The organism is Micromonospora sp. NPDC047756, from assembly GCF_055587245.1.
Window position 1 is genome coordinate 433,455 of the sequence record NZ_JBVJGQ010000006.1, and the last position, 24,483, is coordinate 457,937.

The following is a 24,483-nucleotide window of genomic DNA, read 5'->3' on the forward strand; positions in this document are numbered from 1 at the left end:
TTGCGGCGGGCTCGGCCTACGTTTAACGTCTTGGTTAAGTGACTGGAGGCTCTGGTGTCTCATAGCGATCAACTCAGCGCGGTGTTCTCGGCGCTCGCCGACCCGACTCGACGGGCGATCCTCGCCGAGCTGGCCGACCGCGACGCCACGGTCACCGAGCTCACCGCTCCGCTCCCGATCTCGATGCCGGCGGTGTCGCGGCACCTGAAGGCGCTCGAACGCGCCGGGCTCATCTCCCGCACCCGGTCGGGGAAGCTGCGGATGAGCCACATCGAGGCCGCCCCGCTGCGCGAAGCGGCCGAGTGGATCGAGCGCTACCGGCGGTTCTGGGACACGTCCCTCACCCGCCTCGACGCCCACCTCGCGGCCGTGCAGGCCGCCAGCCGAACGGCCCACCACTCGGCGATTCCTGACCGGGGATCACCGAGCAAGGCTCACGACAAGGAGATGTGATGGACAGCGACAAGCCGCCAATCGTCATCACGCGCGTGGTGGACGCGCCACGGGAGCTGGTCTACCGAGCTTTCACCGACCCGGACCACCTGGCGGCATGGTGGGGGCCGATCGGCAACTCACTGCCCCGTGACGAGATGGACTTCGACGTCCGGCCTGGCGGCTACCAACGGTGGACCGAGGTCTTCCCGACCCAACCCGGCCTGCGAGTCGAGGTCCACATCGACCTCACCGACGTCGTCGACGGCGAGCTGATCGACGGCATCGCGCACGTCACCGGGCGACTTCCGGAGGGCATCGCGCCGCACGAGACGAGGATGCGGGTCGAGTTTCACGACGAATCCGGTGGACGGACGCGACTCGAGATCCGTCAGTGGCTCTCCGAGGGGTTGTCCGCCCCGGCCAACCAGGGTTGGAACGAGGCGTTCTCCAAGCTGGACGCGACACTCGGCAATGTCCAATCCGTCGCCGTCGAGGCGTAGCGCCATGGCCAAGCTGATCTACGTGACCAACGTGTCCCTCGACGGTTACATCGAGGATGAAGACGGCCGCTTCGACTGGACCCCACCCGACGACGAGTACCTCGCGTTCATCACCGACCTGGTTCGGCCGATGGGCACCTACCTCTACGGTCGGCGCCTGTACGAGTCGATGGCCGTGTGGGAGACCGACCCTGCTCTCGCCGCACGATCGACGCTCACCGCCGACTTCGCCGACGTCTGGCAGGCAGCGGACAAGGTCGTCTACTCCACCACGCTGGACGCGACCTCGACCGCCAGGGCGCGGCTCGAACGGAGCTTCGACCCCGCCACGGTACGCGCCATGAAAGCCTCGGCCACCAGCGATCTCACCATCGGGGGCGCACACCTCGCGGCGCAGGCGTTCCAGGCCGGGCTGGTCGACGAGTGCCACCTGCTGATCCACCCCATCCTCACCGGCGGGGGCAAACCGGGCCTGCCCAGCGGCACCCGCCTCGACCTGGAGCTGCTGAGCAGTCGCCCATTCGGCAACGGTGTGGCGTGCCTGCACTACCGCATCCGCACCTGACACGGTCGTCGGCGTCACCGACCAGGGACGTCTGTCGGTGACGCCGCCGGGCGCCGCCCAGCCGGTCAGTCTCCGCACCAGTGCAGCGTCAGGCCGGGCTCGTCACGCCACCGCGCCAACAATGCCGTCAGCGCCGCCACCAGCCCACGCTCCGTTTCGTCGGCCGCCGCCATCAGTCGGCCGACGTCAGCCTCGAGCGACGCCGATGGCAGCTCCGGTGCGGACAGCACGGCCGGATCGCCGAGCGGGCGCGTCGGCGTGTCCGCCGTCGTTCGACGCGGCTGCGCGACGTGGGTACGGTGACACTGTGCTCTCGGTCGTGAAGGATCTGTCCCGGTACCACACCGCGGAGTCGCGACGCGCCTACCTGCCGGAGCGCTCACACCGCACCGAGATCGGCCGCCTGGTCATCGAAGGTCACGGGCGGCGACGCGGCCGAGGTGGCCCAGGCCAGCGCCGCGTACGGCCGCTCGTAGCGATCGTCCTTGAATGACCAGCTTCCCCGCGACCGCCCGCCGGGTACGCGACGAGAGTCTCAGCCCTCGACGGCGCCGGTCGCACCTACGGGACTGCCTCTACCACTTCGCGCCGTACGGCTTCCACGCCACCTGGCATCACCTGGCGACCCGGCACCGCATACCCGGGAACATTGAGGTCGATCCCCCGTCGCTGGTTCGGGCCCTCGGTGAACTCGAGACAGCCCGCGCTCTGGTGCTGGCAAGGGCGGTCGCCTTCGCGGCCCAGCGGCGACTGCAGAAGCAGGCCGGCCAACGAGTCCCTACAACGCCGCATCCGTGGGACTCGTGGGGTTGCCACGACATCGCCTACTGCCCCGATCCGCAGAAGCATCCCACCGAGCAGCTTCCCATCGTGGTGCAGCGGGTGCTCGATGCGTACGCCGCAGGGGTCGACCCGGCCGGACGATGCCTGGCGTGCGGCGACGAGGACCGCCGCGTGGGACGGGCCTGCCGAAACTGCGGCGTCGCACCCGGCGGCTATGGCAACCCGCTCTGAGGCATCAGGAGCAGGGCGGTTGTCGCGGTAGCAGGCCCCCTGCAGTCGGCCGATGGGGCGTCTCGGTCAGGGGTTGATCAGTCTCCAGTCTCCTTCGGAGATGACCTCAACACTGTCGCCGACCACCGTGATGGCGGTGTTGTCGTCGATGGCGTAGGTCGGGACCGGGATTCCGGACGCCCACTTCTCGATGTGGGACAGCTCGGTGTCCTCCATGTCCGGATGGTTGAGGTGGGGGTAGAGCGTGAAATCCACCAGCCCCAGCGCCCGGTCGGCGTCCTGCGCTCTGCCGCTGCCGTCGGGGACGAATTGACGATCGAATTCGGCGTCGCAGTTGTAGGGCGTGACCGCGATGCTCCCGGCGCTGACCCCCACATAAACCGTGTCACTCAGCGACGGCAGGAGGTCGGCCAGGCCCGACTGGCGCAGCCAGTAGGTCAGGTACAGCACATCGCCGCCCCAGACGAGGAGGGCGTCGGCCTCCCGGACCGCCGGGACCCAGTTCTCTTCCCGGATCGTTGGCAGCGCGGTGAGCTCCAACAACCCCAGGGACTTCCAACCCAGCTGGCACAGCGGGATGTCGGGTTGGCCGTGAATCGCCTTCCACGCCTTCTCGGCGCCGCCGGGAAAGGGGTAGACACCGGTGGGAACGAACAGAGCCGTTGCCTCGGCGATCGGCTTGCCCAACAGGTCGACGAGCGCGTCGGAGATGCTCGGGTTGCTGATGCCCCCCGACGTGAGAAGAAACTTCATGCGATCCGCTCCCCTGAAGCCACCGGATGGCGGCGATCATGGCGCCCATGAGAACCAGCGTCCCGGCTCGCTGACCGGAGCGACATCGCTGGATCATCCGCCGGCGGCCGTCCAACCGTCAACCGCCTCCGCCCGGGACGACCTCCACGACAGAACGTCCTCGGTCGCTCAACAACGCGGCCAACTCGCTGGCGAGCGTGGACTTACCCACCCCGTCGACCCCGTCAACGGCCACCCGCACGCACCGCGGCGCGGGGAACGTCGGCACCAGATCAGCGACATGGCCGAGCAACTGCCGCCGTACGACGCTCACACCGCTCCTCCACCCCTAACTGCAAGCGCGCCTCGGTAGCTGCCGGGAGGACGCTTCTCCCAGCGTTTGTCAGTCAACGGGCAAGGCGATGGTCTCCAGCCAGGCGCTCAGAGCGGGCACGACGGCGTGAAGATCAGGGCCATCGACCGTTGTGCTGGCGGCGGCACGGGCTTCGGGGGTTGCGTTGAACGCGATGGCACAGCCAACCACGCCGAACAGCGGCACATCCGATCGCCCGTCGCCGAGGGCCGCGCAATGCCGGAGGTCGACACCCAACTCGGCGGCCACCCTGACGGCGAAGTCGCGCTTGGCGTACTCGTCGAACTGCTCGGCGACCTCGCCGCTGTAGCGGCCGTCGACTATCTGCAAGCGTGGCCCGCACGCCCGGTCGAAGTCGAAGCGGGTGCACAGGTAGGTACCGACGAAGTCCCACGCCAGCGTGGCCAGCACAGGCACGAGCGAGTGGGCCCGGCACCACGAAACCGTCTCTGCTATGCCGTCCACCAGCGGCATCGACTCCAGAAACGCCTGAGCTTCAGTAGGTGTCCTGTTTGCCCACCCACGAGCCTCGAGCACGCAAGACTCGTCACTGCTCAAGATGCCGGCTCCGTAGCCGGCTTGTATTTGTGCGATCTCCGTGGCATTGCCGACGAGTTCGGCGAGGTGCTGGCCGCTACTGGTCGGCGTCAGCGTTCCATCGACATCAAAGAACACCGCTCCACGGGGCATGGATCGAGACGATACCCGTCAGACGTGGGACCCCGGGCGATCACCTCATGCTGGCGACGGCCACCCAGCCGCGCCGTGAGCGGACCAGATTCCTTGAGCGGCTTCACACCTACTGATCGTGTCAGCGTCAGTCGACGATGGTGCATGACGTGGGTACGGTGACACGGTGCTCGCGGCCGTGAAGGGTCTGTCCCGTTACCACACCGAGGAGTCGCTGCGCGCCTACCTGCTGGAGCGCTCACACCGTACCGAGAGCGGCTGCCTGGTCGTCGAAGGCTACGGGCAGCGACGTGGGGTGCACCAGAAGGTCGCGGGCCGGGCGTGGGCGCACATCGCCGCGTACGTCGTCTTTCTCGGCGGGTACGACCCCGCCCTCGACGTCGACCAGACCTGCGGCGCCGCCGACTGTATCGAGCCGACTCATCTGCGGCAGCTCAGTCGTGCCGAGGCCGGCCGCCGCCGGAACCAGGCGGCGCAGTGCCGCAACGGCCACGATCGTGAGCTCGACCCGGCGACCGGCCGGTACCGCCGGGTCTGCCGGACGTGCAACCGGGAGGCACAGCGCCGGTGGCGTGAACGCGAGGCAGTCGAGGTGGCCCAGGCCCGCGCCGCGTACGGCCGCTCGTAGTCGCCCTCCAACGCTTTCCGATGCCGGTAGCGCCACTCAAGCTGTCAGGGTGTGAGGATCGTGAACGAGTCAGAGATCTGCGGGCGGTGCAAGCAGCTTCGGCCGGCAGAGTCCTTCGTCGGCGCGACCGGTCGCACGATGCTCTCCTGTCAACCGTGCCGCGACTATTCCCGTCGTGTGAATCAGGCCAGTAGGGATTCCCGGCCGGGCTCCAATCGAGCGATGAATCTCTGGAGCAAGTACCGGATCACCGAGCCGTTCTACGATGAACTGAGGTCACGGCAAGGGTTCCGATGCGCCATCTGCGGCATCCATGAGGATGACCTCCCGGCAACTCTCGCCGGCCGTCCCCGGAAGGACGGCAAACCCTCCGCCCAGGCGTTCCGGTTGGTCGTGGATCACTGCCACGGCACCAACACCGTTCGGGGGCTCCTCTGCAACGGGTGCAACTCGGCACTTGGGCACTTCCGGGACAGCCCTGAGGCGCTGCGCCGCGCACTGGTGTACCTCCAGTCGGGGCCGTCATCGGTGCCGCCCCGAGAGGCCAGCTGACTTTCCGGCCAACACGCGCGCAGCGAACAACCCAGACGCGTACACCAACCTAAGTCCTTACGCACAAGAACTGTCATTATGGTGCATGCATGTTACGTACCTTTTGTCCCAGGTAATTACTGGATTTTTATTAACGCTAATCCTGTAATTGCCTGGGCTGGCCGTAGCCCCTCGCTTCAGTCCGGCTCGGGAACGTGGTGGCATCCCGGCCCTCCCGCGCTGAGGATGTCGCCATGGATGACCACAGCCCGAACGCAGCCGACGAGCAGGAGGAAGCGCTGCCCGGCGGCAACATGGGGGGTGCGACCCGGGTGGGTGCCACTGTTCGGCGCGGTCATGGGGCATGGAGCCCGACAATCCAGCGCCTACTACGACATCTTCGGGAGCGCGGCGTCACCTGGGTTCCGCAACCGCTCGGAACCGATGAGCACGGACGCGACAGCGTCTCCTTCCTGCCGGGCATCGTGCCGCAGTACCCGTTGCCGGACTGGATCTGGAGCGACGGCATCCTCGCCGATGCAGGTCTTCACCTCGCACGACTTCACCAGGCCAGTGCCGGCTTCGACACCGCCGGCGGAGTGTGGCGGTTTCCGGTGCGACAGCCCGCTGAGGTCATCTGTCACAACGACTTCGCGCCCTACAACATGGTCTTCACCGACCGGCGGCTCACCGGAATCATCGACTGGGACACGGCCTCGCCCGGTCCCCGGTCGTGGGATCTGGCCTACCTCGCCTACCGGCTGGTGCCGCTGGCCCACCCCGACAACGGCGACGCGATCGACAGTGATCTGGCCGAGCGGGCGCGTCGTCTGCGCATGCTCTGCGACGCCTACGGCTCGGCGCAAGACCCTGCCCATGTCCTCCAGGTCGCCGTCCACCGACTGCACGACCTCGCCGCCTTCACCGAGGAGCGGGCTGATCAGGGCCAGGAGGACATTCGCCGTCACGTCGGGCTCTACCAACGCGACGCGCTGTGGATCACCACGTACGCCGACCAGCTGCAGGGTTGAGGAATTGGCCCCAACCGGCGACGCGTTACAGCTCGCGCTGTATCGGCCGTTCAGTCGTCCGCGGCCGCCGATCGGTCATTTCCATGTGCGTGTGCCTGCTCCCGACGGCTACGAAGTACGGGTGACCAACGAGGTGACCGTTCCCCTGCTGCCCTGCGCGTCCATCGACGACATCGTCGCCTTCTACGAGGTGCTCGGTTTCCACACCACCTACCAGCAGCGCAAACCCAACCCGTGCGTGGGATTGCAACGCGAAGATCTACATCTGCAGTTCTTCGAGATCGCGGGGTTCGATCCGGCGCAGTCCTACGGTTCGTGTCTCGTGCTGACCTCGGACACGGGGCAGCTGTACCGGGCTTTCGCGGCCGGAATGCGCGCCGCGTACGGCAAGGTGTTGGTCGCCGGGACGCCCCGGATGACCCGGCCCCGCGCGCGGAAGAACGCCGACGGGCTGAGCGGCTTCAGCATCGTCGACCCAGGCGGCAACTGGATCCGCGTCTTCCAGAACGCCTCGGTCGCCCCCGCGCCGACGCCGACTGGGCGGTTGGGCAAGGCGATGGCGAACGCCGTCGTGCAGGCCGACTCCCGAGGGGACGCCCGGCAGGCGGCTCGGATTCTCGACAGTGCGCTGGGCCATCCCGATACAAATGACGACCCGGTCGCGTTGGTGGAGGTGCTCGTGTACCGCGCCGAGATCGCGATGGTCCTGGACGATCCGGCCACGGCGATCGAGATGCTGGCCCGTGTCGACCGTGTCGCGTTGACCGCGGACGAAACCACACGGGCTGCGGCTGCGTATGAGGCCGCTACCGACCTTGCGGCAGCGCTGTCCCAGGTGTCGCATCCAGCCGACAAGCGCCGCGTCGTGTGATTGCCCCAAGGCCGGTCAGGTGAACAGGATCTCGTCCATGTGCCTCCGATCAGACTCGGAGCCAGTGATCGAACCAGGCGCGGGTCCGTCGCAGGACGTCGAGTTGGTGGTGGCGTTCCCGGATCGAGTGGCCCTCTCTCGGGTAGATCACAAACTCGTGCTCGACGTCGAAGTGGCGCAGCGCCCGGTGCAGGTACACGGCCTGTCCGAGGGGGACGTTGGTGTCCTCGGCGCCGTGCAGGATGAGCACCGGCGTGCGGATGCGGCTGGCGAAGGAGATCGGGCTGACCGCGTCGTGCGGGTGGGGGCCGATGCCGGACCAGCCGGTGCTGCCACCGAGCGCGGCTTCGAACTGGCCGTTCTCCCCGGTCGCGGCGAGCATGCCCCAGTCGACGACTCCGGCGCCGACCAGCGCGGCGCGGAAGCGGTCGGTCTGGCCGACGGCCCAGGCGGACATGAAGCCGCCGTGGCTCCAGCCGGCGATGCCCAGCCGGTCAGGGTCGGCGATGCCTTCGGCGATGAGCAGGTCGACGCCGGTCAGGATGTCGGTCCACTCCTGCTGGCCGACCTGGCCGGCGACGCTGGCCGCGAACGGGTGACCATGGCCCTGGCCACCGCGCGGGTTGGGCAGAAACACCGCGTAGCCGGCTGCGGCCAGCCACTGCGCGCTGGGGAACCAGAACAACTGGCAACGATCGGCGTAGCGGTCGTACGGGCCGCCGTGCACGATCGTGACCAGCGGGAACGGGCCCTCCGACGCGGTTTTGCCAACCGGCAGTACGAGCAGGCCGTCCAGGGCAAGGCCGTCGGCGGCGCGATAAGCCAGCGGTTGTTGGGTGCCGAGTGCGATGCCGTCCAGTTCCGGTCGGGTGTTGGTGATTCTGCGCAGCGGGCCGGACGGCGCTCCGGTGTGAACATTCGCGGGCTGATAGCGGGTGGAGGTCAGGACCGCGATCTCGTCGCCGGCAGGGGTGGTGGTGAGATTGTCGAGGCGTCCGGGGTGGTGCGACAGGGTCGTGAGGCCGGTGGGGTCGAGCCTGGCCAGTGTCGTGTTCAGGCCGTCGGCGAACACCACCAGCGGAGCGGCGTCGGTCTGGCACAGTTCGGTCGGGCACATCGTGAGGCCAGCGGTGCGGTTGCGCAGGACGCGGGTCTCCATGGCGAGGTCGAACACGGCGGTGCCGGCCTGCAACAGCGGTGGGGTGAGCGCGAGGTAACCGAGGTGCCAACCGTCCTCGCCCGGCCACCAGGCCAGAGACCGTGCGTCGACCTCGACCGGTCCGAGGTTCTCCGCGGTCCCGGTCGTGGGGTCGAACAGGTGCAGGTGGCCGTTTCGCGGGCCGTGGTCGCTGTCGGCGCTGGCCCACGACAGGACGGCCAGGGGACCGCCGTCGGGACGTTGCCGCAGGTCCACGACGTGTCGGTCACCGAACGCCTGCGGCGTGGTGACCTGGCCGGTGCGCATGTCGAGCAGGCGCAACCGGGCACGTGGTTCGCGCTCGCCGACGACGATGGCGTCGTCGCGGTCGCGGGCTCGGCGATTGTCCTGCTCGGTGGGTTCGTCCTCGGCGAGCAGAGCGACCAGGTTGGGGTCGGTGAGCGGCAGGTGGTCGAGGACACCCGCGCGCCACCTCGTCAACGTGGTCACCGTGCCGTCGGCGAGGGTCAGCCCGTGCAGTTGCGAAATGCCGCGCTCGGCGCGGTCGGAGAGGAAGAACAGCGTTTCCGAGTCGGCCGACCAGCGCGGCTGGGACTCGGTTGCCGTGTCGTCGGTCGCCCGGCGCGGCGCGACGGCGGGATCGGTGTGGACGAGCCAGAGTTCGGTGTCGAGGTGGTCGCCGGTGCGACTGCTCGGTGCGAGGACGTAGCAGAGCAGGCGCCCGTTCGGGGCGAGTGCCGGGGTTCGCGGGTCACGACCATCGACCACGAGTTCGGCGGTCAGAGCTGGCACAGGAGCAGTGTGCCAGCATCCCCGAAACACCAGGGACCGTTGCACAGCATCGCGGGCCACGGCGTCGAGCGGCCACGACGGCACGGCCGGCCTGCCCTGGCACCACGCGCTGCACGCCCGGATCAGCATCGAACGAGGCAGATTCTGGCAGGCGGAGCACTGGATCAGCGCCATGCGGACCCAGACAATCGCACTCGCCTGTCAGCGTCTGGGCCACCCCACCAGCTACGCCAAGGGCGCCCACCTTCTGCCCGCCGACGTCACCGGCCCGCTGGAAACGGCACTGGTCCGTTCCACTGACGAGGCCGAGTTGCGCCGTGCGCTCTCGGCCGCGGTGACGGCCCTGACCGCGGAACTCACCCGTACGGACCCGACGCTGGCCGGTCGGTTACATCCGGTTCTCACCGAACTCGCCGCGGTCGATCGGCCGCTGTCGACGGGACCGGACGAAGGGTGTTGACCGCGCCGATGGTCACGATGGTGGGTGTGCCCCAGGCCCGGGCAGCAGATCGATGTCCGTAGCCCGCATGGGCTGTTCGCACTCCGAGCACCGTAGTTCGACGTGACTGATCTTGCCGCAGGCGTGGTGGCGGTAGAGCACCGGCGGGCCGGCGTCGCCCGCCGTCCACCGGTCACCCCAGCGCACCATGACGAGCAGCAGATCGCACAGCTCCCGGCCCTTGTCGGTGAGCAGGTACTCGTGTCGGACCGGCCGGGCCGAGTATTCACGCTGGGCCAGGACGCCCTGCTCGACCAGCCAGTTCAGCCGCTCGGTGAGCACCTTGCGGGAGATGCCGAGCCCTCGCTGGAGTTGCTCGAAGCGGTGTGTGCCGGCGTAGACGTCCCGCAGGATCAGCGGAGACCACGGCTCACCGATGACGTCGAGGGTGCGGGCGATCGAGCACGCCATGGCGCCGAACTGCGTTCGCTGCATGACACCACGATACGCAAGATGGTTCCTTCAGGGAACTGACTCTGTTAGCGTCACATCAGTCCATCTCTTCAAGGAACTGACTGGTCTGCGCCCCCTCCACGCCTGCGTGGAAGCCGAAAAGAGGCCCGCATGAACCATCCGCCGATCGTGCCGACCGGGGACTGGCAAGACGCAGTGAACACCTTGCGCGTCCGCGAAAAGGCACTCACCCGCCAGCTCGACGCAGTGGCCGCGGCGCGCCGCCGGCTGCCGATGACGCCGGTCGAGCAGGACTACGTGTTCGAGGGCCCGTCCGGGCCTGCCAGTCTGACCGATCTGTTCGAAGGCCGCCGTCAGCTCATCGTCTACACCTTCATGTGGCACGGCGTCGACGCTGTCTGCTCCGGCTGCTCGCTGTTCACCGACAACGTCGGACATCCGGCCCACCTCAATGCCCGCGACACCACTCTGGCGTTGACGTCCCATGGCCCGCTGGACGACCTCCAGGCGCTGCGGCGGCGGATGGGTTGGGCCCTGCCCTGGTACTCGTCACTGAACAACAACTTCAACGCCGACATGGGAACCGGTGACGGGTTCGCGCTGAACGTCTTCCTCCGCGCCGACGACCGGATCTTCCGCACCTACACCACCACCTCCCGCGGCGTGGAACGACTCGGCAGCAACTGGTCCTTTCTCGATCTGACGCCGTACGGCCGGCAGGAGACCTGGGAGGACTCGCCGGAAGGCTGGCCGCAGACCCAGCCGTACCAGTGGTGGCGGCTGCACGACGAGTACGACACGACAGAGGATCCGTCATGACAGTCGACACACCGGTCGTCGAACTCCTCTTCCGGCAGGAGGATGCGACACCTTTCAACACCGACGTGGCGACAGTCAAGCCCTGGAGCCAGGCATTGGCCTGTCTGGAGTCGGCGCCCACGTGTTGGCTGGCGACGGTGGGACCGGGTGGGCGTCCACACGCCGCCCCGGTGATGTCGGTGCTGGTGGACGGGGCTCCGTGCATCGCGAGCCGCCCGAGTTCCCGCAAGAGCCGCAACCTGGCCCACAACCGGCGCGCTGTCATCACGGTGAGCAGCGACGACCTCGACCTGGTGGTGAGCGGTGAGGCCCACCAGGTGTCGGGCGACGCCGTACTGCGCCGGGTGGCCGCCGCCTTCGCCGCGAAGTACGACTGGACGTTCGCCATCAGGGATGGCCGAGTCCATGACGACAGTCTGCCGGGATCGCCCCAGTACGCCTTCTACGAGGTCTCCCCCGTCCGGGCTTTTGGCTACGGCCCGGACGGGCTGACCGCGACTCGTTGGCGGTTCAACCGCACCTGAGTGACCGGGGCGCGGGGCGACCCAGCAGAGAGTCGCCCCGTGCCCGGTCGCCGCTGGCTGGTCCGGCCCGCCGCCGTCGGCGTCGATGCCGCCGGCCAGGGATCAGTGGGCGGGCTCGCCGAACCAGCGGGAGAGGTGCGCGTCCAGGTCCTGCTGGTCGTCTCCGATCCAGGCGACGTGCCCGTCGGGGCGCAGCAGAACAGCGGCGACGTCCAGTGCCGCACTCGGATCCGCCAGGTGATCGACCCGGTCTGACCAGCCGTCGACGGCCAGGCGGTCGGTACGGTCCAGCAGCAGGCCCCGGCCGTGGTGCAGCAGCCCGTAGAGGTGGCCCTGCTTCACGGCGATGTCGGGCAGGCGGCGACCGAGCAGGTCGGGGCCGGCGCCGAAGTCGTAACGGATGCCGATGGCGGTGATCTTCTCCAGCAGACGGAGGTTCACCTCGTCGACGTCCATCAACTCGATGAGCAGCCTCCGCACCGCCTGTGCGCCCGGCTCGGTGGACAGCAACTCCGTCTGGGCTCGGGTGTTGTCCAACACCGCCTCGGCGACGGGGCGGCGTTCAGCCTGGTAGGTGTCCAGCAGTGCCTCCGGTGCCCAGCCGCGGATCCGCGCGGCCAGTTTCCAGCCGAGGTTGACTGCGTCCTGGACGCCCACGTTGAGGCCCTGCCCGCCGATGGGCGGATGGATGTGCGCGGCGTCGCCGGCCAGCAGCACCCGCCCGACCCGATACCTGTCGGCCAGCCGGGTGGCGTCGCCGAAGCGGGACAACCAGCGCGGTGAGTGCACGCCGAAGTCGGTCCCGGCGATGGCGCGCAACTGCTGCTTGACATCGTCGAGGGTGGGCGGTTCGGCGCGGTCGCTGATCCCGGCGGCGGGCACCAGGACGCTGTAGACCCCGACGCCCGCTGGCCGAAGCCAGAATCGCTGTGGGGTCTCGTGGATCTCGGCCACCCTGATGGCGATCTCCTCCTGCGGCACGCCTACTTCCATCTCGCCCATCAGGCTCTCGGTCCGGGCGGGCTCGCCGGGAAAGCCGACGCCGAGCAGTTTGCGCACCGTGCTGCGCCCGCCGTCACAGCCGACGAGATAGCGCGAACGCAGCTGTTCCCCGTCGGCCAGTTCGACGGTCACACCCTCGTCGTCCTGCGCGAGACCGGCGACCGCGCACCCGTGCCGGACCTGCGCGCCCAGCGCTACGGCATGTTCTTCGAGCAGACGTTCGATGACCGGCTGCGGGATACCCAGGAGGTAGGCGTACCGGGAATCCAGGCCCTCCGGCGCGGGCTTGGGGATGGCGGCGAAGAAGGCGCTGGCCGGACGCCGCCGCCCGTGCGGGAGGATGCGTTCCAGCAGCCCACGCATCGCCATCAGCTCCAGACTGCGGATGTGCAGGCCGACGATGCGGACAGCCGACGGCGGCTCGATCTCCTTCTCCAGCACGAGGACCCGTACGTCGTGCAGTCGTAGTTCGGCGGCCAGCATCGCGCCGGTCGCCCCGCAACCAACGATGATCACGTCGTAGGTGCGATCGGTCGATGGTGACTCGGTAGAGAGTTGCGAAGGGTGCACAGGTGTTGCCTTTCGGGAGTGCCGTGTTGGCAGGGCGCTCCCGGCGACACCTACGTCGATCGCCCGACCGTGACGGCAAGGGGGAGCACCCACATCGCTGCAACGTTCATGGGTCTCACCTCCTCAGGCGGTGTCGCGGTCACCCGCAAGCTATCTCCCCCGGCCCGATCCCGTCGAGTGCTTTCACCGCCATCTGGTCACGGGGTCGGGTGGGTCAGCGATCGGTGGAGCCACTCGGCCATCAGGGCGCGTTCGGCGTCGGTGAGCGCCGGGAGGTCCGGTAGCGCCGTCGCGAAGGTCACCGCGACGGCGTTCGCGGTGGTGTCGGGTGTTCGCTGGGGTTGTCGCCAGGATGCTGGAACCCCACCGTCACCCGTCCGCTCCGTGATCGAAGCCATCGTGGCCCGGCGATGAGGCTTCCTCGAGCCGGTCAGCGCAGCATCGCCCGGGTCATGCGACGGGTGGCGACGTACATCGCGATCGAGCCGAACGCGACGAGGTACGCCACCGGGATCAGCAACTCCCAGCCGACGTGGCCCAACGCGGGTTCCCGGACCAGCTCGATGCTGTGGTAGAGCGGTAGCGCCTGGATCACCGGCCGGACCACCTCCGGGTAGACCGACAGGGGGTAGAACGTCGTGGCGAACAGGTACATCGGCAGCATGAACAGCTGGATGTACTGGAAGTCAGGGAAATCGCGCAGGTACGTGGTGACGGCCAGCCCGCCGGCCGCGAACGCGTACGAGATCAGCAACGACGCCGGCAGGGCCAGCAGCACCCAGGCCGACGTGACCAGCCCACCGACGGCCATGAGGGCGAGGAATCCGATCGACGTCAGCAGTCCGTTGATCATCGCGCTCGTCACCTCGCCGACGGCGAGGTCGGTGACGGAGAGCGGCGTCGGCAGGATCGCCTCGTAGGTCTTCTCCACCCTCATCCGGATGAACACACCGAAGCTCGTCTGGTTGAATGCCGTGTTCATCGCCGTGGTCGCCAGGATCGCCGGGGCCACGTAGGCGGCGTACGGGACGTCGACCCCGGGGACCGTGCCGACGAGCATCCCGACGCCGACGCCGATGGACAGCAGGTACAGGATCGGTTCGACGAGCGCGTTGAGCAGTGGCGTGACCGACCGCCGGTAGATCATGAAGTTGCGTTCGATGAGCGCCAGGGCCCGGCGTCTCGTCCAGGTGGGTACGGCGACGGTGGTCATGGTGCCTCCAGGAGGCTTCGGGCGTGGGCCGTCACGGATGCAACCGCCGGCGGTAGGTGACCCTCGCGACCAGGAAGCCACCGACGGCGAGTGCCAGCAGGTAGCCGATGTGCACGGAGCTGCCGACGACCGTCGCCGTGCCGAGGCTGAGGGTGCGACACAGCTCCACCCCGTGCCACAGCGGCAGCAGGTAGGACACCGGTCGGATCCACTCGGGTAGCTGCGAGACGGCGAAGAACGTGCCGGAGAACATGTAGAGCGGCATGATGACGAAGCGGAACACCGTGTCGATGTGGCGCATCTTGCGGACGCCGACCGCCCACGCGGCGGCGGGCGCCGCGAACGCGACCCCGGTCAGCGTCGCGCCGAGCAGGGCGCCGAGGGCCCACCATCCGCCGACCAATCCGAACGCGGCCATCACCGCGATGAAGGCGGCACTGGCGATGAGCACCCGGAAGGTGATGAAGAGCAGGTGACCGGCGGCGAGCTGCTCGGGCCGCAGTGGCGTCGGTGTGGCGCTGCGGTAGGCCCCGAAGCCGGCAGCCCGGGCGACGCCGGGGGCCCCTTCCAGGAACGCGTTCTGCATCGCGGCGGCGGCCAGCATGCCCGGGGCGAAGAACGCCGCGTACGAGACGCCGGCGATCTGGGCGGGCGCGTTGTCGTCGACCAGGGCGCCCAGCCCGGCGCCGATGCCGATGAGGAACAGCAACGGGTTCAACACGTTGATCACGATCGAGCCCCGCCAGGTACGCCGGTAGCGGGTCAACCAGTACCCGAACACACGAAACACCAGTGGTTCTCCTGCTACTCGATGAGCGATCGGCCGGTGAGCTTGAGGAACACGTCCTCCAACGTCGCCCGGCGGACGAGGGCGGTGAGCGGCGTGAGCGACATGGCGTGCACGGTGGCGAGGGCCGCCTCGCCGTCTGCCGTGTAGACGAGCACTCGGTCGGGGAGCGGCTCGACGCGGCCGTCGGTGTCGTTGCCGCCGGTGGCCAGCGCCGACATCCGCAGTTTCTCCGCCGCGGTGTCGCGTTCGTCGAGGCGGAAGCGGAGTTCGAGAACCTCCCGGGTGGCGTACCGGGTGATCAGTTCTTGGGGTGAGCCCTGCGCGACGATGCGGCCGTGATCGACCACGATGATGCGGTCGCAGAGCTGCTCGGCCTCGTCCATGTAGTGCGTGGTGAGGATGAGCGTGACGCCCTGCTGTTTGAGCTGGAAGAGCCGGTCCCACAGGACGTGTCGGGCCTGCGGGTCGAGGCCGGTGGTCGGCTCGTCGAGCAGCAGGATGTCCGGTTCGTTGATCAGGGAGCGGGCGATGGTGAGCCGCCGCCGCATGCCGCCGGACAGCGTCTCGACCTGGTCGCCGGCTTTCTCCTGAAGCTGGGCGAAGTCGAGCAGCCGGGTCGCGCGGTCGCGGATGACGGCCCGCGGCAGGCCGAAGTATCGCCCGTAGATGTGCAGGTTCTCCCGCACGGTGAGTTCGTTGTCCAGGTAGTCGTCCTGCGTGACGACACCCAGCCTGGCCCGGATCTCCGGGCCCTGCCTCATCGGGTCCATGCCCAGCACGCGCAGGCTGCCGCCGCTGATCGGCGACGTGGCGGCGATCATCCGCATGGTGGTGGACTTGCCCGCGCCGTTGGGGCCGAGGAGTCCGAACGACTCACCCCGTTCGAGCGCGAAGTCGATGCCGTCGACAGCGCGGAACTCCGCCGTGGACCCACGTGCCGGATAGACCTTCGTCAGATCTCTCGCCTCGACCAGCGAATGTTCGCTCACCCCCGGCAGTCTAGAGAGAGTCGACAGTGGAGTGCAAGATCTGAGCAGATCATTGTAATTTTCTAACGTAACCCGGATTTGACCCTCGACCTGGTCAAGGCCCGACCATCGGCGACATGACCGACCAGACGACCGCCGACCCGACCATGACCCGCATCGTGGAGGCCGTGCAGCTCGGCCAGAACGGCGCACCTGCCCGAGCCCGGGAGCTGCTCACCGCGTTGTGGGACGAACTCGGCCCCACCGGTGACGCCCTGCACCGCTGCACCCTGGCGCACTACCTCGCCGATCTGCAGGACACCACCGAGGCGGAGCTGGCGTGGGACGAGCGTGCCCTGGCCGCCGTCCGCGACCTGACCGACGAACGCGCCCAGCGGTATCTGCCCTCGCTCCAGGTCCAGGCGTTCCTGCCGTCGCTGTACCTCAACCTGGCCGACTGCCACCGACGCCTGGGCAACGTCGGCCCGGCCCGGGAGCACCTCGCCCGAGCCCGCGAACACCTGGTGCGGCTGCCGGACGACCCGTACGGCGAGAGCATCCGCGCCGCGGTCCGGGACTTCGTCGCCGACGACCCGACCGACCGCCGCCGGTGACGATCGGCCGGATCACCGGTCCTGGCGAGCGACGCCGGTACGGTACTCCTGCGGCGAACGCCCGTAGTGGGCGCGGAAGAGGCGGCTGAAGTGTGCCTTGTCCGGGAAACCCCAGCGGGCGGCGATGGCCTGGATGGGCTGCCGGAGCAGCGGGTTGCTTAGATCACGCCGGCACTGCTCGAGGCGCTTGGCGCGGATGAGTTCGGCAACGGTTGTCGCCTCCGCCTCGAACAGCCGGTGCAGCGACCGCACCGAGATGTGGTGGGCGGCGGCGATGCTGCGAGGGTCGAGTTCGTCACTGTCGAGGTGGCGGTCGATGAAGTCGACAACCCGGGCCCGCAGCGCGGTCTGCCGCGCCTCCGGCGACAGGGTGTCCTCGATGTCGAGGTACTGGGCGAGCGCCGCTGTGAGCAGGTCCACCGCCACCCCGCCCAGAATCTCGGCCTGGGCCGGCTCGAACTGCTCCGGGTGCGCCGCGATGCTGCGTAGGTGATGGGACAGCAGCCCACCGACGCCGAGGTGCGACGGCATCGGCGTGGCCAGCAGGCGGCGGAGCTGGTCCGGTGCCAGGGGCAGCGCCGTGTGGGGAATCTGCACGGTGATCGTGGTGGCGGGACCGGAGCCGTCGGCGCGGTGTCGGGCGACGTGCGGCCGCGCGGTGTCCAGGAGCGTGAAATGGTTCCCGGCTTCCAGCGCGGACTCGGTGCGGTCCTGGATCAACGTGCTGAGACCCGTCAGTGGCAACGCGAGTTGGTAGACCTCCCCCTCGGTTCTGCGGACCAGTGTCGTGGGCCGGATCGAGTCCAACGACGGGTAGCGCAACGAGGTCATCCGGATGCGGCCGAGATCGATGGCCTGCGCATAGGCCACGAAGTTGTCCAGGTGACCGCTGCTGATGTGCGCCGGCGCCGTCTCCTGAGCGACCAGGGCGTACCAGAACGCGAAGCGGTCCGCCGGAGGCAACACCGTCGTGTCCACCACATGGTTGGGCAACACTCCGCTCGCCTCCCCGCATATGCGAAGATGGATTCTTGCATGCCTCGACGTTCATCCTCCACGACGGAATTCCCAAGCCCGCGGCTACCCGGGGGGTCGGCGAGTGTCGGCGGTGACCGGCGCCGACCTGCGGGAGGCAGCCGACGAGATGACCAGGGTGCTGCTGCCCCACCAGGACCGCGACTGGTCGGTGCCGGCCGGTTCGCTGAGCTGGAGCTGCTGGACGACAACGGCGCACGTCGCGCACGACCTCCTCGCGTACGCGGGCCAGGTCACCGGCCGCCCCGATGACGGCTATCTGCCGTACGACCTGCGGGTCTCCCCCGACGCGAGCCCGACGCAGGTGCTCACGGTGGTGCGCGCCTGCGCCGGTCTGCTCGCCGCCGCCGTCGACGCCGCCTCGCCGGACACGCGGGCCTGGCACTGGGGCCCGTGCGATCCGGCCGGTTTCGCCGCGATGGGCGTGGCCGAGACCGTGCTGCACACCCACGACATCACCCTCGGTCTCGGTGTGCCGTGGCAGCCGTCGCAGCGGCTGAGCGCGTTGGTGCTGCGACGACTCTTCCCGGACGCCCCGTCCGGGGCGGCGCCCGAGGTGCTGCTCTGGATGACCGGTCGCGGGGAGCTACCCGGCCGGGCCCGGCGTACCTCCTGGAGCTGGCAGGCCGCTGTCGACTGAATCGCACCGGTGGTGCGGGGTGGGTGGTCACCCGGAAGGCGACCACCCGGTTGGAGCGTCAGGGTCAGGTCCGTTCGCGACAGGTGCGGACGGTCGGCGCGGACAGGCGCCGCCCGGCTAGCCGGCGTGCAGCGAGTGCCGGTGGCCGTCGAGCGGGAAGGGCGGCCGGGCCGGCATCACCTCCTGGAACACGAAGCCGCACTTCTGCGCCACCCGGCAGGACGCCACGTTGTCCACCTGGTGCAGCAGGTCGAGACGCGCCACGTCGGGACCGGATCCCGGTACGCCCGCACCAGCTCGTCCAGGTCGTCGGCGCACCACTGACGCAGGGCGACACCCGGCGTCGAAGGCGTGCCGGGTGACCGCGATTCGATCAGCATCGGCACAGTCTGCCGTGGCGGTGGCCCGGCGGTCAGCCCCGACGACGCCAGCGCCGCCACCAGCTCCGGCGGGGTCGGCGTGCGGGCGGCGGCACGTCCGCCGTTTCGGTGACGGTTGTGCTGACCCTGGGGCGGGCACGTTCGGCGCGCCAGCGGCGGATCACGTCCTCGGTGTTCACCGGGCGCACCGCGACCCGGGGGCCGTCGTCGGGGAAGCGCAACCACGCCACGATCTGCGCGTTGAGCTGCCCCACGAAGTCGCGGACCGACTGTTCGGTGGGCAGGTCACGGACCTCGTCGGGGACCTGCTCGATGCGTCGGCGCAGTTGCAGCGACGTGGGCAGGAGCAGGTCACTGTGGAGCGCCTCGCGCTCCATGAAGCTCTTGATCCACCACGCCTCGTCGTACGGCGTGCCCCGACCGGGGATCGGCTTGCCCATGCCGGGCAGGCCGTCGAACTCGCCGCGCTGAACGGCGTCCTGGATCTTCGCCTCCACTGACGCTTTCCACGCCTCGGTCACCGTGCGGCACCTCCCTGGCCACCGTAACGCGCCGCCTGCGGCCGGCGGCACGTCCTCGCCACTGGTCAGCACGCCCGCGACGGTGAGCATTCCCGCCAACGGTGCCGCCGCCGCCCCGAACGCGAGTGGATCACCCCGGATCGCAGGCCACCGCCGGCCAGGTGGCCCTGGGTAGGGACGTTCAATCCGATTACGGTCGGTGAGGGATCCATCGGACGGGGGAATTGTCATGGTGAGTACGGGTGCGCTGCTGGGCATCGCGCTGGTGGCGTTGGGGCTGGTGCTCACGCCCGGCCCGAACATGGTCTATCTGGTGTCCCGCTCGGTGGCGCAGGGCCGCCGTGCCGGCCTCATCTCCCTGCTCGGGGTCGCCGCCGGCTTCGGCGTCTACCTGGCGGCGGCGGTCGCCGGCCTGGCCACCGTCTTCGTCCTGGTGCCGACGCTGTACGCGGTGGTGAAGCTGGCCGGCGCCGGCTATCTGCTGTGGCTGGCCTGGCGGACGCTGCGTCCGGGTGGGCAGTCACCGTTCCGGCCCGCGCCGCTGCCACCGGACCCGCCCCGGCGGCTGTTCACCATGGGCCTGGTCACCAACCTGCTGAACCCGAAGATCGCGATCCTCTACGTGTCGCTGCTACCGCAGTTCATCGACCCGACGCGGGGGCACGTGGCCACGCAGAGCCTGCTGCTCGGCCTGACCCAGATCATCGTGGCGCTGAGCGTGAACGCGCTGATCGTGCTCAGCGCCGGCGCCCTCGCGGGGTTCTTCGCCCGCCGGCCGGTGTGGTTGCGGGTGCAGCGGTGGGTCACCGGCACGGCCCTCGCGGCGCTGGCCGTGCGCATCGCCGCCGACCGCTCGCGCGCTGCCGTCGCCACGCCCTGACCCGGGCGGTCAGCGCTCCCGGTGGCGGCCGAGCATCCCGGTGGCCAGCGGCGCGGCGTCCAGGTCACCGGCGGCGAGCCGGGCGGCGAGGGTACGGCGTACCAGCCGGTCGGCCAGCGCGGGCGCGTGCCGGCCGACGGCCAGCTCCAGCCGACCGCGTGCGGTGGTCGCCACGTCCCGGGGCGCCCGCCGGGCGGTGGCGGTCCGCAGGATCGCCGCGACGACCCCTTCGACGGGCTCGGGGCGCGACACCCCTCGCAGGGACAGCCCGGCCGCGGCGGTGCTGTCGTGGATCGGTGAGGCGACCATGCTCGGGTAGATGACGCTGACCCCGACGTGGGTGCCCACCTCGTGGCGTAGCGCGTCGGCGTAGGCGACCAGGGCCCGTTTGCTCACCCCGTACGCGGCGGCGAGCGGCAGCGGCAGCACCGCCATCCGGCTGGCCACGAAGATCACCCGTCCGCGTGCGGCGAGCAGTGGGGGCAGCGCCGCGGCGGTGGTACGCCAGGCGGCCAGCAGGTTGACCTCCAGCTGCCGGTGGACCACCTCGTCCGGCGGCAACTCGGCCGGAGCGGGACCACCGACGCCGGCGTTGTTGATCAGCAGGTCGAGCCCGCCGAGCCGGTCGACGGCGGCCCGCACCCCGGCGGGTACGGCGTCCGCGTCGGTGAGGTCGCAGGCCAGCACCGGCACGTCGTGGTCGGGACGGGCGTGCAGGTCGAGCCCCACCACCCGGGCGCCGGCAGCGCTCAACGCGGCGCCGAGGTGGCGGCCGAAGGTCCCGCTCGCCCCGGTGACCAGCACCCGCCGACTCCTCAGCGATCTCGTCACCGCCCGGCTCCGCTCGCGGTGGAGCGGGCGCGGCGGGACCCGACGGTCAACTCCCGGGCCAGCTCGGCCAGGTAGACGTCGAAGTCCACCCGCATCGCCGGGCGGCGCTGACCCCAGCGGGCGGTCGCGGCCCGCAGTTCGGCCCGGCACGCGGCGCGCTGTCGGGCCGGGTCCGGCAGCGCGTACCGGCCGGCGAGGTGCGCCGCGATCAGCTTGGCCTGCGCCTCGACCAGGGGGAACGCGGAGCCGGTGGACTGCATCAACCCGACGAAGCTCAGCCCGGGGGCGTCGGGGTGGAACACGTGCCGGTACAACGGCAGGGTGTCGGCGCCTCCGGCGAGCAACGCCGGGTCGAGGAACGGGACGTCCACCCGGTAGCCGGTGCACCAGATGATCAGGTCGACCGTGTCGCTGCGGCCGTCGGTGAACTCCACCCGGTCGCCGTCGAGGGCGGCGACACCGGGTCGGGCCTCGACGTCACCGTGGGTCAGCCGCGACAGCAACCCGTCGGAGAGCGTCGGGTGGTCCTGCAGGAAGCCGTGCGTCGGCGTGGGCAGCCCGTAGCGGTTGGGGTTGCCGACGGTGGCGCTCAGCATCGTCTCGGTGATGCGTTGGCGCAGACGCCACGGCAGTCGGCGGGCCAACGCCCCGTTGAGGGTGTCCGAGGGTCGTCCCAGCAGGTACTTCGGTACCACCCAGACGCCCCGGCGCAACGACAGCAGGGTGCGGGTGGCGGCGTACGACGCGTCGACGGCGATGTCCATCGCGGAGTTGCCACCGCCGACGACCAGGACCCGCCGCCCGGCCAACTGCTCCGGGCCCCGGTAGTCGTGGCTGTGGATCTGCTCGGCGGTGCAGGTGCCGGGGTAGCCGGGGTCGGGCAGTCGCGGCACCCGGTTGTGCCCGTTGGCGACGACCACGGCGTCGACGGTGACCTCGACCGGGCCGGTCGGGCCGCTGGCGGCCACCGTCCAGGTGCCGGCGGAGTGCTGGGTGACCCGCCGCACGGTGTGCCGCAGCCGGATGGTGTCGGCCAGGCCGAAGCGCGCGGCGTAGTCGGCGAGGTAACCGGCGACACGACGGTGGTCGGGGTAGTCCGGCCAGTCGGTCGGCATCGGGTGGTCGGCGAACTGGGTGCGACCACGGCTGGTGTTGAGGTGCAGCGTGCGGTACGCGGGCGAGTCGGGCGCCCCGTACACCCAGAGGCCGCCGACCTGGTCGGCGGCCTCGAAGCCCACCGTTGCCACGTCGACGTCGCGCAGTGCCTTGACCGCGGCGAGCCCGGCGGCGCCGGCCCCGATCACCGCCACCCGAGGTGGTACGCCCATTGCCGCCCCCATTAATCCAACGTCCGATGGATAATCGTCGCGTGGCGGCGGCCCGTCAAGGGGTCGGCGACCCGTAGAGCCCGTCGAGCAGGCGATGCACGAACGCCCGGAACTCGCGCCGTTCCCGAGCGCCGGGCGCGCCCGCCGCCAGCGCCACCACGTGCCCGTGCGTCGCCCACACCAGACTGCGCACGGTGATGTGCGGGGTCGGTTCGGCCAGCGCGCCGGTCGCCGCGGCGGCGGTGAGCAACTCCGCGACCAGCCGGTACAACGGGTCGGCGTACCGCTGGTCCAGCTCGGCGTGCCGCTGCGGTTCCAACCAGCGGCGCAACCACAGCGCGGTGGTCTCGGGGTGGTCCTCCAGGAAGTCGACGAAGACGTCGACCAGCTGGTGCAGGGCCCGTAGCGCCGCGTCCGGGCCGGCGTCGAGAGCGGCGCGGGCCTGCTCGGCGGCCTCGGTCAGCACGTCCCGCTCGGCGGCGAACACCCGGGCGAAGCACGCGTCGTAGAGCGCTGCCTTCGTACCTGTGTGGTGCGCGACGGTGGCGACGTCGACCCCGGCGGCGGCGGCGACCTCCCGCAGTCCGACGGCGTCGAAACCCCGCTCGGCGAAGAGCGCGGTCGCCGCGGTGAGCACCACCTCGCGGGTCGGCCGGGTCTCGTCGCGGCGGGGCCGACCCGGGCGACGGCGGGGCATGGTCATGGCCGCCATTCTGCCCCTAGAATCCAGCAACCGTTGGATTGCGGAGAGGATGCGGCGATGACCGGGCTGGACCGGCGGCCCGCGGCCGCCACCGACGCGACGCTGCCACGCGGCCCGCTGGCGGGCTTCGCGGCCGGCTCGCTCGGCATGGGTGTCTGGGTGACGGTGCCCGGCCTGCTGCTGCTCTACTTCCTCACCGACGTGCTGGCCGTCGGGCCGTGGCTGGCCGGCCTGGCGCTGCTGCTGCCGAAGATCGCCGACGTGGTGCTGCACCCGTGGGTGGGGCACCGCGCCGACGTGGAGCAGACCCGACGCGGCGACCGTCGTCGCCTGCTGCTGCTCGGCTGCGCCCTGCCGGTCGCGTTCGCCGCCCTCTTCGCGGTGCCCGGCGGCCTGACCGGTGCGCCGGCGGCGGCGTGGGTGGCGGTGTTCTTCATCGCCGGCAACCTGCTCTTCGCCGCCTATCAGGTCCCCTACCTGTCCACCCCGGCCGACCTGCGCATCGGCTACCACGAACGCACCCGGCTGATGGCGTTCCGGATGGTGGTGCTGACCCTGGGCATCCTGGTCTCCGGGCTGCTGGCTCCGCTGCTCACCGGCGGCGACGCCGCGACCCGCGCCGGCTACCAGCGGATGGGCGCGGTCCTCGCCGTGGGAATGCTGGTGGCGATGCTGGTCGGTGTCGCCGGTATCGCCCGGCTGCGCGGGTCCGCGCCGGCCAGCACCGCGTCCGGGCACGGCGGGTGGCGGGCGTTGCGCACGGCGCTGCGCGATCCGCAGTTCCGGTGGTTGGTCGCCGCGTACCTGGCCATGTCCACCACCACCCACCTGGTGCTCGCCGGGGTGCCCTACTACGCCGAGTACGAGCTGCGCGCCCCCGGCCTGACCACGGTGCTGGTGGCCGCGTTCGTGGCGCCGGCGCTGCTGGTCACCCCGGCCTGGCTGGTGGTGGCCCGACGCGTCGGCAAGCAGCGGGCGCTGCTCGGCGCGCAGGGCGCGTTCGCGATCGGCTCCCTGGTGCTGGCGGTGGGCCGACCGGCCGGCCTGCCGGTGCTCATCGGCGCGGTGGCGGTGCTCGGGGTGGCGTTCGCCGGCATGCAGCTGCTGCCGTTCTCGATGCTGCCCGACGTGATCCGCAACGCCGGCGGCACCGGGGCCGGCACCTACACCGGGGTGTGGACGGCCACCGAGGCCACCGGCGCGGCCCTCGGCCCGTACGCGTACGCGCTGTGCCTGACCGTGGGTGGTTTCGTGGCCTCGACGGCCGGTGAGTCGCCGGCGCAGCCCGACGCCGCGCTCGCGGCGGTCCGCTACGGCTTCGGGTTGCTGCCGGCGGTGGCGATGCTGGCGGCGGTGCTGCTGCAACGCCGCTACACCCTGGACGCGACGGCCCGGGCGGCGAGCTGACCGGCCGGCACTAGACTTCGCCCT

31 protein-coding genes are annotated in these 24,483 nt (G+C 70.1%); 15 read left to right on the forward strand and 16 right to left on the reverse strand.

The window, feature by feature from the left end; all coding sequences use genetic code 11:
- Positions 1-54: 54 nt before the first annotated feature.
- The 3 genes from ACZ6NZ_RS22070 to ACZ6NZ_RS22080 are packed head-to-tail and all read left to right on the forward strand — an operon-like array spanning position 55 to position 1,500.
- The gene (locus ACZ6NZ_RS22070) at positions 55-453 is read left to right on the forward strand and encodes an ArsR/SmtB family transcription factor (RefSeq protein WP_465859923.1); all 399 of its coding nucleotides are present in this window, start codon (positions 55-57) and stop codon (positions 451-453) included.
- On the forward strand, positions 453-935 hold the full coding sequence (locus ACZ6NZ_RS22075) for an SRPBCC family protein (RefSeq protein ID WP_465859924.1): 483 nt from the start codon (positions 453-455) through the stop codon (positions 933-935). Before ACZ6NZ_RS22070 ends, ACZ6NZ_RS22075 begins: the two co-directional genes overlap by 1 nt.
- Before the next feature lie 4 nt (positions 936-939).
- Positions 940-1,500 (forward strand): dihydrofolate reductase family protein, encoded by a 561-nt coding sequence (locus ACZ6NZ_RS22080; RefSeq protein ID WP_465859925.1) that lies wholly within the window; start codon positions 940-942, stop codon positions 1,498-1,500.
- A gap of 65 nt (positions 1,501-1,565) precedes the next feature.
- On the opposite strand, the gene ACZ6NZ_RS22085 is transcribed toward ACZ6NZ_RS22080, so the two are convergent.
- The gene (locus ACZ6NZ_RS22085; RefSeq protein ID WP_465859926.1) at positions 1,566-1,730 is read right to left on the reverse strand and encodes a hypothetical protein; all 165 of its coding nucleotides are present in this window, start codon (positions 1,728-1,730) and stop codon (positions 1,566-1,568) included.
- 259 nt (positions 1,731-1,989) lie between these two features.
- Between ACZ6NZ_RS22085 and ACZ6NZ_RS22090 the strand changes: the two genes are divergently transcribed.
- The gene (locus tag ACZ6NZ_RS22090) at positions 1,990-2,514 is read left to right on the forward strand and encodes a hypothetical protein (RefSeq protein ID WP_465859927.1); all 525 of its coding nucleotides are present in this window, start codon (positions 1,990-1,992) and stop codon (positions 2,512-2,514) included.
- 66 nt (positions 2,515-2,580) lie between these two features.
- Here ACZ6NZ_RS22090 and ACZ6NZ_RS22095 read toward each other — a convergent pair whose 3' ends face one another.
- The 3 genes from ACZ6NZ_RS22095 to ACZ6NZ_RS22105 form a co-directional block, all read right to left on the reverse strand.
- On the reverse strand, positions 2,581-3,267 hold the full coding sequence (locus ACZ6NZ_RS22095; RefSeq protein WP_465859928.1) for a Type 1 glutamine amidotransferase-like domain-containing protein: 687 nt from the start codon (positions 3,265-3,267) through the stop codon (positions 2,581-2,583).
- 118 nt (positions 3,268-3,385) lie between these two features.
- Complete coding sequence (locus tag ACZ6NZ_RS22100) at positions 3,386-3,580, reverse strand: hypothetical protein (RefSeq protein WP_465859929.1); 195 nt, start codon at positions 3,578-3,580, stop codon at positions 3,386-3,388.
- Positions 3,581-3,649: 69 nt separating this feature from the next.
- Complete coding sequence (locus tag ACZ6NZ_RS22105) at positions 3,650-4,309, reverse strand: HAD family hydrolase (protein ID WP_465859930.1); 660 nt, start codon at positions 4,307-4,309, stop codon at positions 3,650-3,652.
- 166 nt (positions 4,310-4,475) lie between these two features.
- Here ACZ6NZ_RS22105 and ACZ6NZ_RS22110 point away from each other — a divergent pair, with 166 nt between their 5' ends.
- The 4 genes from ACZ6NZ_RS22110 to ACZ6NZ_RS22125 all read left to right on the forward strand — a co-directional run bounded on the left by ACZ6NZ_RS22110 (position 4,476) and on the right by ACZ6NZ_RS22125 (position 7,370).
- A complete protein-coding gene (locus ACZ6NZ_RS22110; RefSeq protein ID WP_366606927.1) occupies positions 4,476-4,937 on the forward strand; it encodes an HNH endonuclease in 462 nt (153 codons plus the stop codon).
- Positions 4,938-5,159: 222 nt separating this feature from the next.
- Positions 5,160-5,489, forward strand: coding sequence for an endonuclease VII domain-containing protein (locus ACZ6NZ_RS22115; protein ID WP_465860122.1), 330 nt, complete (start codon positions 5,160-5,162; stop codon positions 5,487-5,489).
- Between the two features lie 233 nt (positions 5,490-5,722).
- Positions 5,723-6,499 carry a phosphotransferase enzyme family protein gene (locus ACZ6NZ_RS22120; RefSeq protein ID WP_465859931.1) on the forward strand — a complete coding sequence of 259 codons (777 nt, stop codon included), beginning with the start codon at positions 5,723-5,725 and terminating at the stop codon, positions 6,497-6,499.
- Positions 6,500-6,620: 121 nt separating this feature from the next.
- Positions 6,621-7,370 (forward strand): VOC family protein, encoded by a 750-nt coding sequence (locus tag ACZ6NZ_RS22125; protein ID WP_465859932.1) that lies wholly within the window; start codon positions 6,621-6,623, stop codon positions 7,368-7,370.
- A gap of 49 nt (positions 7,371-7,419) precedes the next feature.
- Here the strand turns inward: ACZ6NZ_RS22125 and ACZ6NZ_RS22130 are convergent, their stop codons facing one another.
- A complete protein-coding gene (locus ACZ6NZ_RS22130; RefSeq protein WP_465859933.1) occupies positions 7,420-9,321 on the reverse strand; it encodes a S9 family peptidase in 1,902 nt (633 codons plus the stop codon).
- A gap of 172 nt (positions 9,322-9,493) precedes the next feature.
- Here ACZ6NZ_RS22130 and ACZ6NZ_RS22135 point away from each other — a divergent pair, with 172 nt between their 5' ends.
- Positions 9,494-9,781 carry a hypothetical protein gene (locus ACZ6NZ_RS22135; protein WP_465859934.1) on the forward strand — a complete coding sequence of 96 codons (288 nt, stop codon included), beginning with the start codon at positions 9,494-9,496 and terminating at the stop codon, positions 9,779-9,781.
- Positions 9,782-9,793: 12 nt separating this feature from the next.
- On the opposite strand, the gene ACZ6NZ_RS22140 is transcribed toward ACZ6NZ_RS22135, so the two are convergent.
- On the reverse strand, positions 9,794-10,255 hold the full coding sequence (locus ACZ6NZ_RS22140; RefSeq protein WP_366606918.1) for a winged helix-turn-helix transcriptional regulator: 462 nt from the start codon (positions 10,253-10,255) through the stop codon (positions 9,794-9,796).
- Between the two features lie 129 nt (positions 10,256-10,384).
- On the opposite strand from ACZ6NZ_RS22140, the gene ACZ6NZ_RS22145 reads away from it, so the two are divergent.
- Together ACZ6NZ_RS22145 and ACZ6NZ_RS22150 are read left to right on the forward strand one after the other, a co-directional pair.
- Positions 10,385-11,053 (forward strand): DUF899 domain-containing protein, encoded by a 669-nt coding sequence (locus ACZ6NZ_RS22145; protein WP_465859935.1) that lies wholly within the window; start codon positions 10,385-10,387, stop codon positions 11,051-11,053.
- Positions 11,050-11,577, forward strand: a complete 528-nt coding sequence (locus ACZ6NZ_RS22150) for a pyridoxamine 5'-phosphate oxidase family protein (RefSeq protein ID WP_465859936.1) — start codon at positions 11,050-11,052, stop codon at positions 11,575-11,577. The genes ACZ6NZ_RS22145 and ACZ6NZ_RS22150 overlap by 4 nt, the downstream gene beginning before the upstream one ends.
- Positions 11,578-11,679: 102 nt before the next feature.
- On the opposite strand, the gene ACZ6NZ_RS22155 is transcribed toward ACZ6NZ_RS22150, so the two are convergent.
- The 4 genes from ACZ6NZ_RS22155 to ACZ6NZ_RS22170 form a co-directional block, all read right to left on the reverse strand.
- Complete coding sequence (locus ACZ6NZ_RS22155; protein WP_465860123.1) at positions 11,680-13,062, reverse strand: FAD-dependent monooxygenase; 1,383 nt, start codon at positions 13,060-13,062, stop codon at positions 11,680-11,682.
- A gap of 517 nt (positions 13,063-13,579) precedes the next feature.
- Complete coding sequence (locus ACZ6NZ_RS22160) at positions 13,580-14,362, reverse strand: ABC transporter permease (protein ID WP_465859937.1); 783 nt, start codon at positions 14,360-14,362, stop codon at positions 13,580-13,582.
- Positions 14,363-14,393: 31 nt separating this feature from the next.
- Positions 14,394-15,152: an ABC transporter permease gene (locus ACZ6NZ_RS22165; protein WP_465859938.1), complete on the reverse strand. Its 759-nt coding sequence runs from the start codon at positions 15,150-15,152 to the stop codon at positions 14,394-14,396.
- A gap of 14 nt (positions 15,153-15,166) precedes the next feature.
- Positions 15,167-16,141, reverse strand: a complete 975-nt coding sequence (locus ACZ6NZ_RS22170; protein WP_465859939.1) for an ABC transporter ATP-binding protein — start codon at positions 16,139-16,141, stop codon at positions 15,167-15,169.
- Positions 16,142-16,257: 116 nt separating this feature from the next.
- On the opposite strand from ACZ6NZ_RS22170, the gene ACZ6NZ_RS22175 reads away from it, so the two are divergent.
- A complete protein-coding gene (locus ACZ6NZ_RS22175; RefSeq protein ID WP_465859940.1) occupies positions 16,258-16,734 on the forward strand; it encodes a hypothetical protein in 477 nt (158 codons plus the stop codon).
- A gap of 12 nt (positions 16,735-16,746) precedes the next feature.
- Here the strand turns inward: ACZ6NZ_RS22175 and ACZ6NZ_RS22180 are convergent, their stop codons facing one another.
- Positions 16,747-17,730: a helix-turn-helix domain-containing protein gene (locus tag ACZ6NZ_RS22180; protein ID WP_465859941.1), complete on the reverse strand. Its 984-nt coding sequence runs from the start codon at positions 17,728-17,730 to the stop codon at positions 16,747-16,749.
- A 112-nt stretch (positions 17,731-17,842) separates the two neighbouring features.
- Between ACZ6NZ_RS22180 and ACZ6NZ_RS22185 the strand changes: the two genes are divergently transcribed.
- Positions 17,843-18,409: a maleylpyruvate isomerase N-terminal domain-containing protein gene (locus ACZ6NZ_RS22185; RefSeq protein ID WP_465860124.1), complete on the forward strand. Its 567-nt coding sequence runs from the start codon at positions 17,843-17,845 to the stop codon at positions 18,407-18,409.
- 117 nt (positions 18,410-18,526) lie between these two features.
- Here the strand turns inward: ACZ6NZ_RS22185 and ACZ6NZ_RS22190 are convergent, their stop codons facing one another.
- On the reverse strand, positions 18,527-18,673 hold the full coding sequence (locus tag ACZ6NZ_RS22190; RefSeq protein WP_465859942.1) for a hypothetical protein: 147 nt from the start codon (positions 18,671-18,673) through the stop codon (positions 18,527-18,529).
- A 148-nt stretch (positions 18,674-18,821) separates the two neighbouring features.
- Positions 18,822-19,400: a DnaJ family domain-containing protein gene (locus ACZ6NZ_RS22195; RefSeq protein WP_465859943.1), complete on the reverse strand. Its 579-nt coding sequence runs from the start codon at positions 19,398-19,400 to the stop codon at positions 18,822-18,824.
- 139 nt (positions 19,401-19,539) lie between these two features.
- On the opposite strand from ACZ6NZ_RS22195, the gene ACZ6NZ_RS22200 reads away from it, so the two are divergent.
- Positions 19,540-20,190, forward strand: a complete 651-nt coding sequence (locus ACZ6NZ_RS22200; protein WP_465859944.1) for a LysE family translocator — start codon at positions 19,540-19,542, stop codon at positions 20,188-20,190.
- 9 nt (positions 20,191-20,199) lie between these two features.
- On the opposite strand, the gene ACZ6NZ_RS22205 is transcribed toward ACZ6NZ_RS22200, so the two are convergent.
- From ACZ6NZ_RS22205 to ACZ6NZ_RS22215, 3 genes are read right to left on the reverse strand one after another with little or no spacing between them, the layout of a single operon-like run.
- Complete coding sequence (locus ACZ6NZ_RS22205; RefSeq protein ID WP_465859945.1) at positions 20,200-21,021, reverse strand: SDR family NAD(P)-dependent oxidoreductase; 822 nt, start codon at positions 21,019-21,021, stop codon at positions 20,200-20,202.
- Positions 21,018-22,349, reverse strand: coding sequence for a flavin-containing monooxygenase (locus ACZ6NZ_RS22210; RefSeq protein ID WP_465859946.1), 1,332 nt, complete (start codon positions 22,347-22,349; stop codon positions 21,018-21,020). The genes ACZ6NZ_RS22205 and ACZ6NZ_RS22210 overlap by 4 nt, the downstream gene beginning before the upstream one ends.
- Positions 22,350-22,404: 55 nt before the next feature.
- On the reverse strand, positions 22,405-23,052 hold the full coding sequence (locus tag ACZ6NZ_RS22215; protein ID WP_465859947.1) for a TetR/AcrR family transcriptional regulator: 648 nt from the start codon (positions 23,050-23,052) through the stop codon (positions 22,405-22,407).
- Positions 23,053-23,109: 57 nt separating this feature from the next.
- On the opposite strand from ACZ6NZ_RS22215, the gene ACZ6NZ_RS22220 reads away from it, so the two are divergent.
- Positions 23,110-24,459 (forward strand): MFS transporter, encoded by a 1,350-nt coding sequence (locus ACZ6NZ_RS22220; protein ID WP_465859948.1) that lies wholly within the window; start codon positions 23,110-23,112, stop codon positions 24,457-24,459.
- Positions 24,460-24,483 lie beyond the last annotated feature (24 nt).

Excerpts from the sequence above, each read along its gene's own strand:
- ACZ6NZ_RS22135 (WP_465859934.1), top strand. The coding sequence starts at position 9,494 with ATGCGGACCCAGACAATCGCACTCGCCTGTCAGCGTCTGGGCCACCCC.
- ACZ6NZ_RS22200 (WP_465859944.1), top strand. The coding sequence starts at position 19,540 with ATGGTGAGTACGGGTGCGCTGCTGGGCATCGCGCTGGTGGCGTTGGGG.
- ACZ6NZ_RS22215 (WP_465859947.1), bottom strand. The coding sequence starts at position 23,052 with ATGACCATGCCCCGCCGTCGCCCGGGTCGGCCCCGCCGCGACGAGACC.
- ACZ6NZ_RS22150 (WP_465859936.1), top strand. The coding sequence starts at position 11,050 with ATGACAGTCGACACACCGGTCGTCGAACTCCTCTTCCGGCAGGAGGAT.
- ACZ6NZ_RS22175 (WP_465859940.1), top strand. The coding sequence starts at position 16,258 with ATGACCGACCAGACGACCGCCGACCCGACCATGACCCGCATCGTGGAG.
- ACZ6NZ_RS22210 (WP_465859946.1), bottom strand. The coding sequence starts at position 22,349 with ATGGGCGTACCACCTCGGGTGGCGGTGATCGGGGCCGGCGCCGCCGGG.
- ACZ6NZ_RS22095 (WP_465859928.1), bottom strand. The coding sequence starts at position 3,267 with ATGAAGTTTCTTCTCACGTCGGGGGGCATCAGCAACCCGAGCATCTCC.
- ACZ6NZ_RS22120 (WP_465859931.1), top strand. The coding sequence starts at position 5,723 with ATGGATGACCACAGCCCGAACGCAGCCGACGAGCAGGAGGAAGCGCTG.
- ACZ6NZ_RS22155 (WP_465860123.1), bottom strand. The coding sequence starts at position 13,062 with ATGCTGGCCGCCGAACTACGACTGCACGACGTACGGGTCCTCGTGCTG.
- ACZ6NZ_RS22145 (WP_465859935.1), top strand. The coding sequence starts at position 10,385 with ATGAACCATCCGCCGATCGTGCCGACCGGGGACTGGCAAGACGCAGTG.
- ACZ6NZ_RS22080 (WP_465859925.1), top strand. The coding sequence starts at position 940 with ATGGCCAAGCTGATCTACGTGACCAACGTGTCCCTCGACGGTTACATC.
- ACZ6NZ_RS22160 (WP_465859937.1), bottom strand. The coding sequence starts at position 14,362 with ATGACCACCGTCGCCGTACCCACCTGGACGAGACGCCGGGCCCTGGCG.
- ACZ6NZ_RS22140 (WP_366606918.1), bottom strand. The coding sequence starts at position 10,255 with ATGCAGCGAACGCAGTTCGGCGCCATGGCGTGCTCGATCGCCCGCACC.
- ACZ6NZ_RS22195 (WP_465859943.1), bottom strand. The coding sequence starts at position 19,400 with ATGCTCACCGTCGCGGGCGTGCTGACCAGTGGCGAGGACGTGCCGCCG.
- ACZ6NZ_RS22220 (WP_465859948.1), top strand. The coding sequence starts at position 23,110 with ATGACCGGGCTGGACCGGCGGCCCGCGGCCGCCACCGACGCGACGCTG.
- ACZ6NZ_RS22090 (WP_465859927.1), top strand. The coding sequence starts at position 1,990 with ATGACCAGCTTCCCCGCGACCGCCCGCCGGGTACGCGACGAGAGTCTC.
- ACZ6NZ_RS22105 (WP_465859930.1), bottom strand. The coding sequence starts at position 4,309 with ATGCCCCGTGGAGCGGTGTTCTTTGATGTCGATGGAACGCTGACGCCG.
- ACZ6NZ_RS22075 (WP_465859924.1), top strand. The coding sequence starts at position 453 with ATGGACAGCGACAAGCCGCCAATCGTCATCACGCGCGTGGTGGACGCG.
- ACZ6NZ_RS22115 (WP_465860122.1), top strand. The coding sequence starts at position 5,160 with ATGAATCTCTGGAGCAAGTACCGGATCACCGAGCCGTTCTACGATGAA.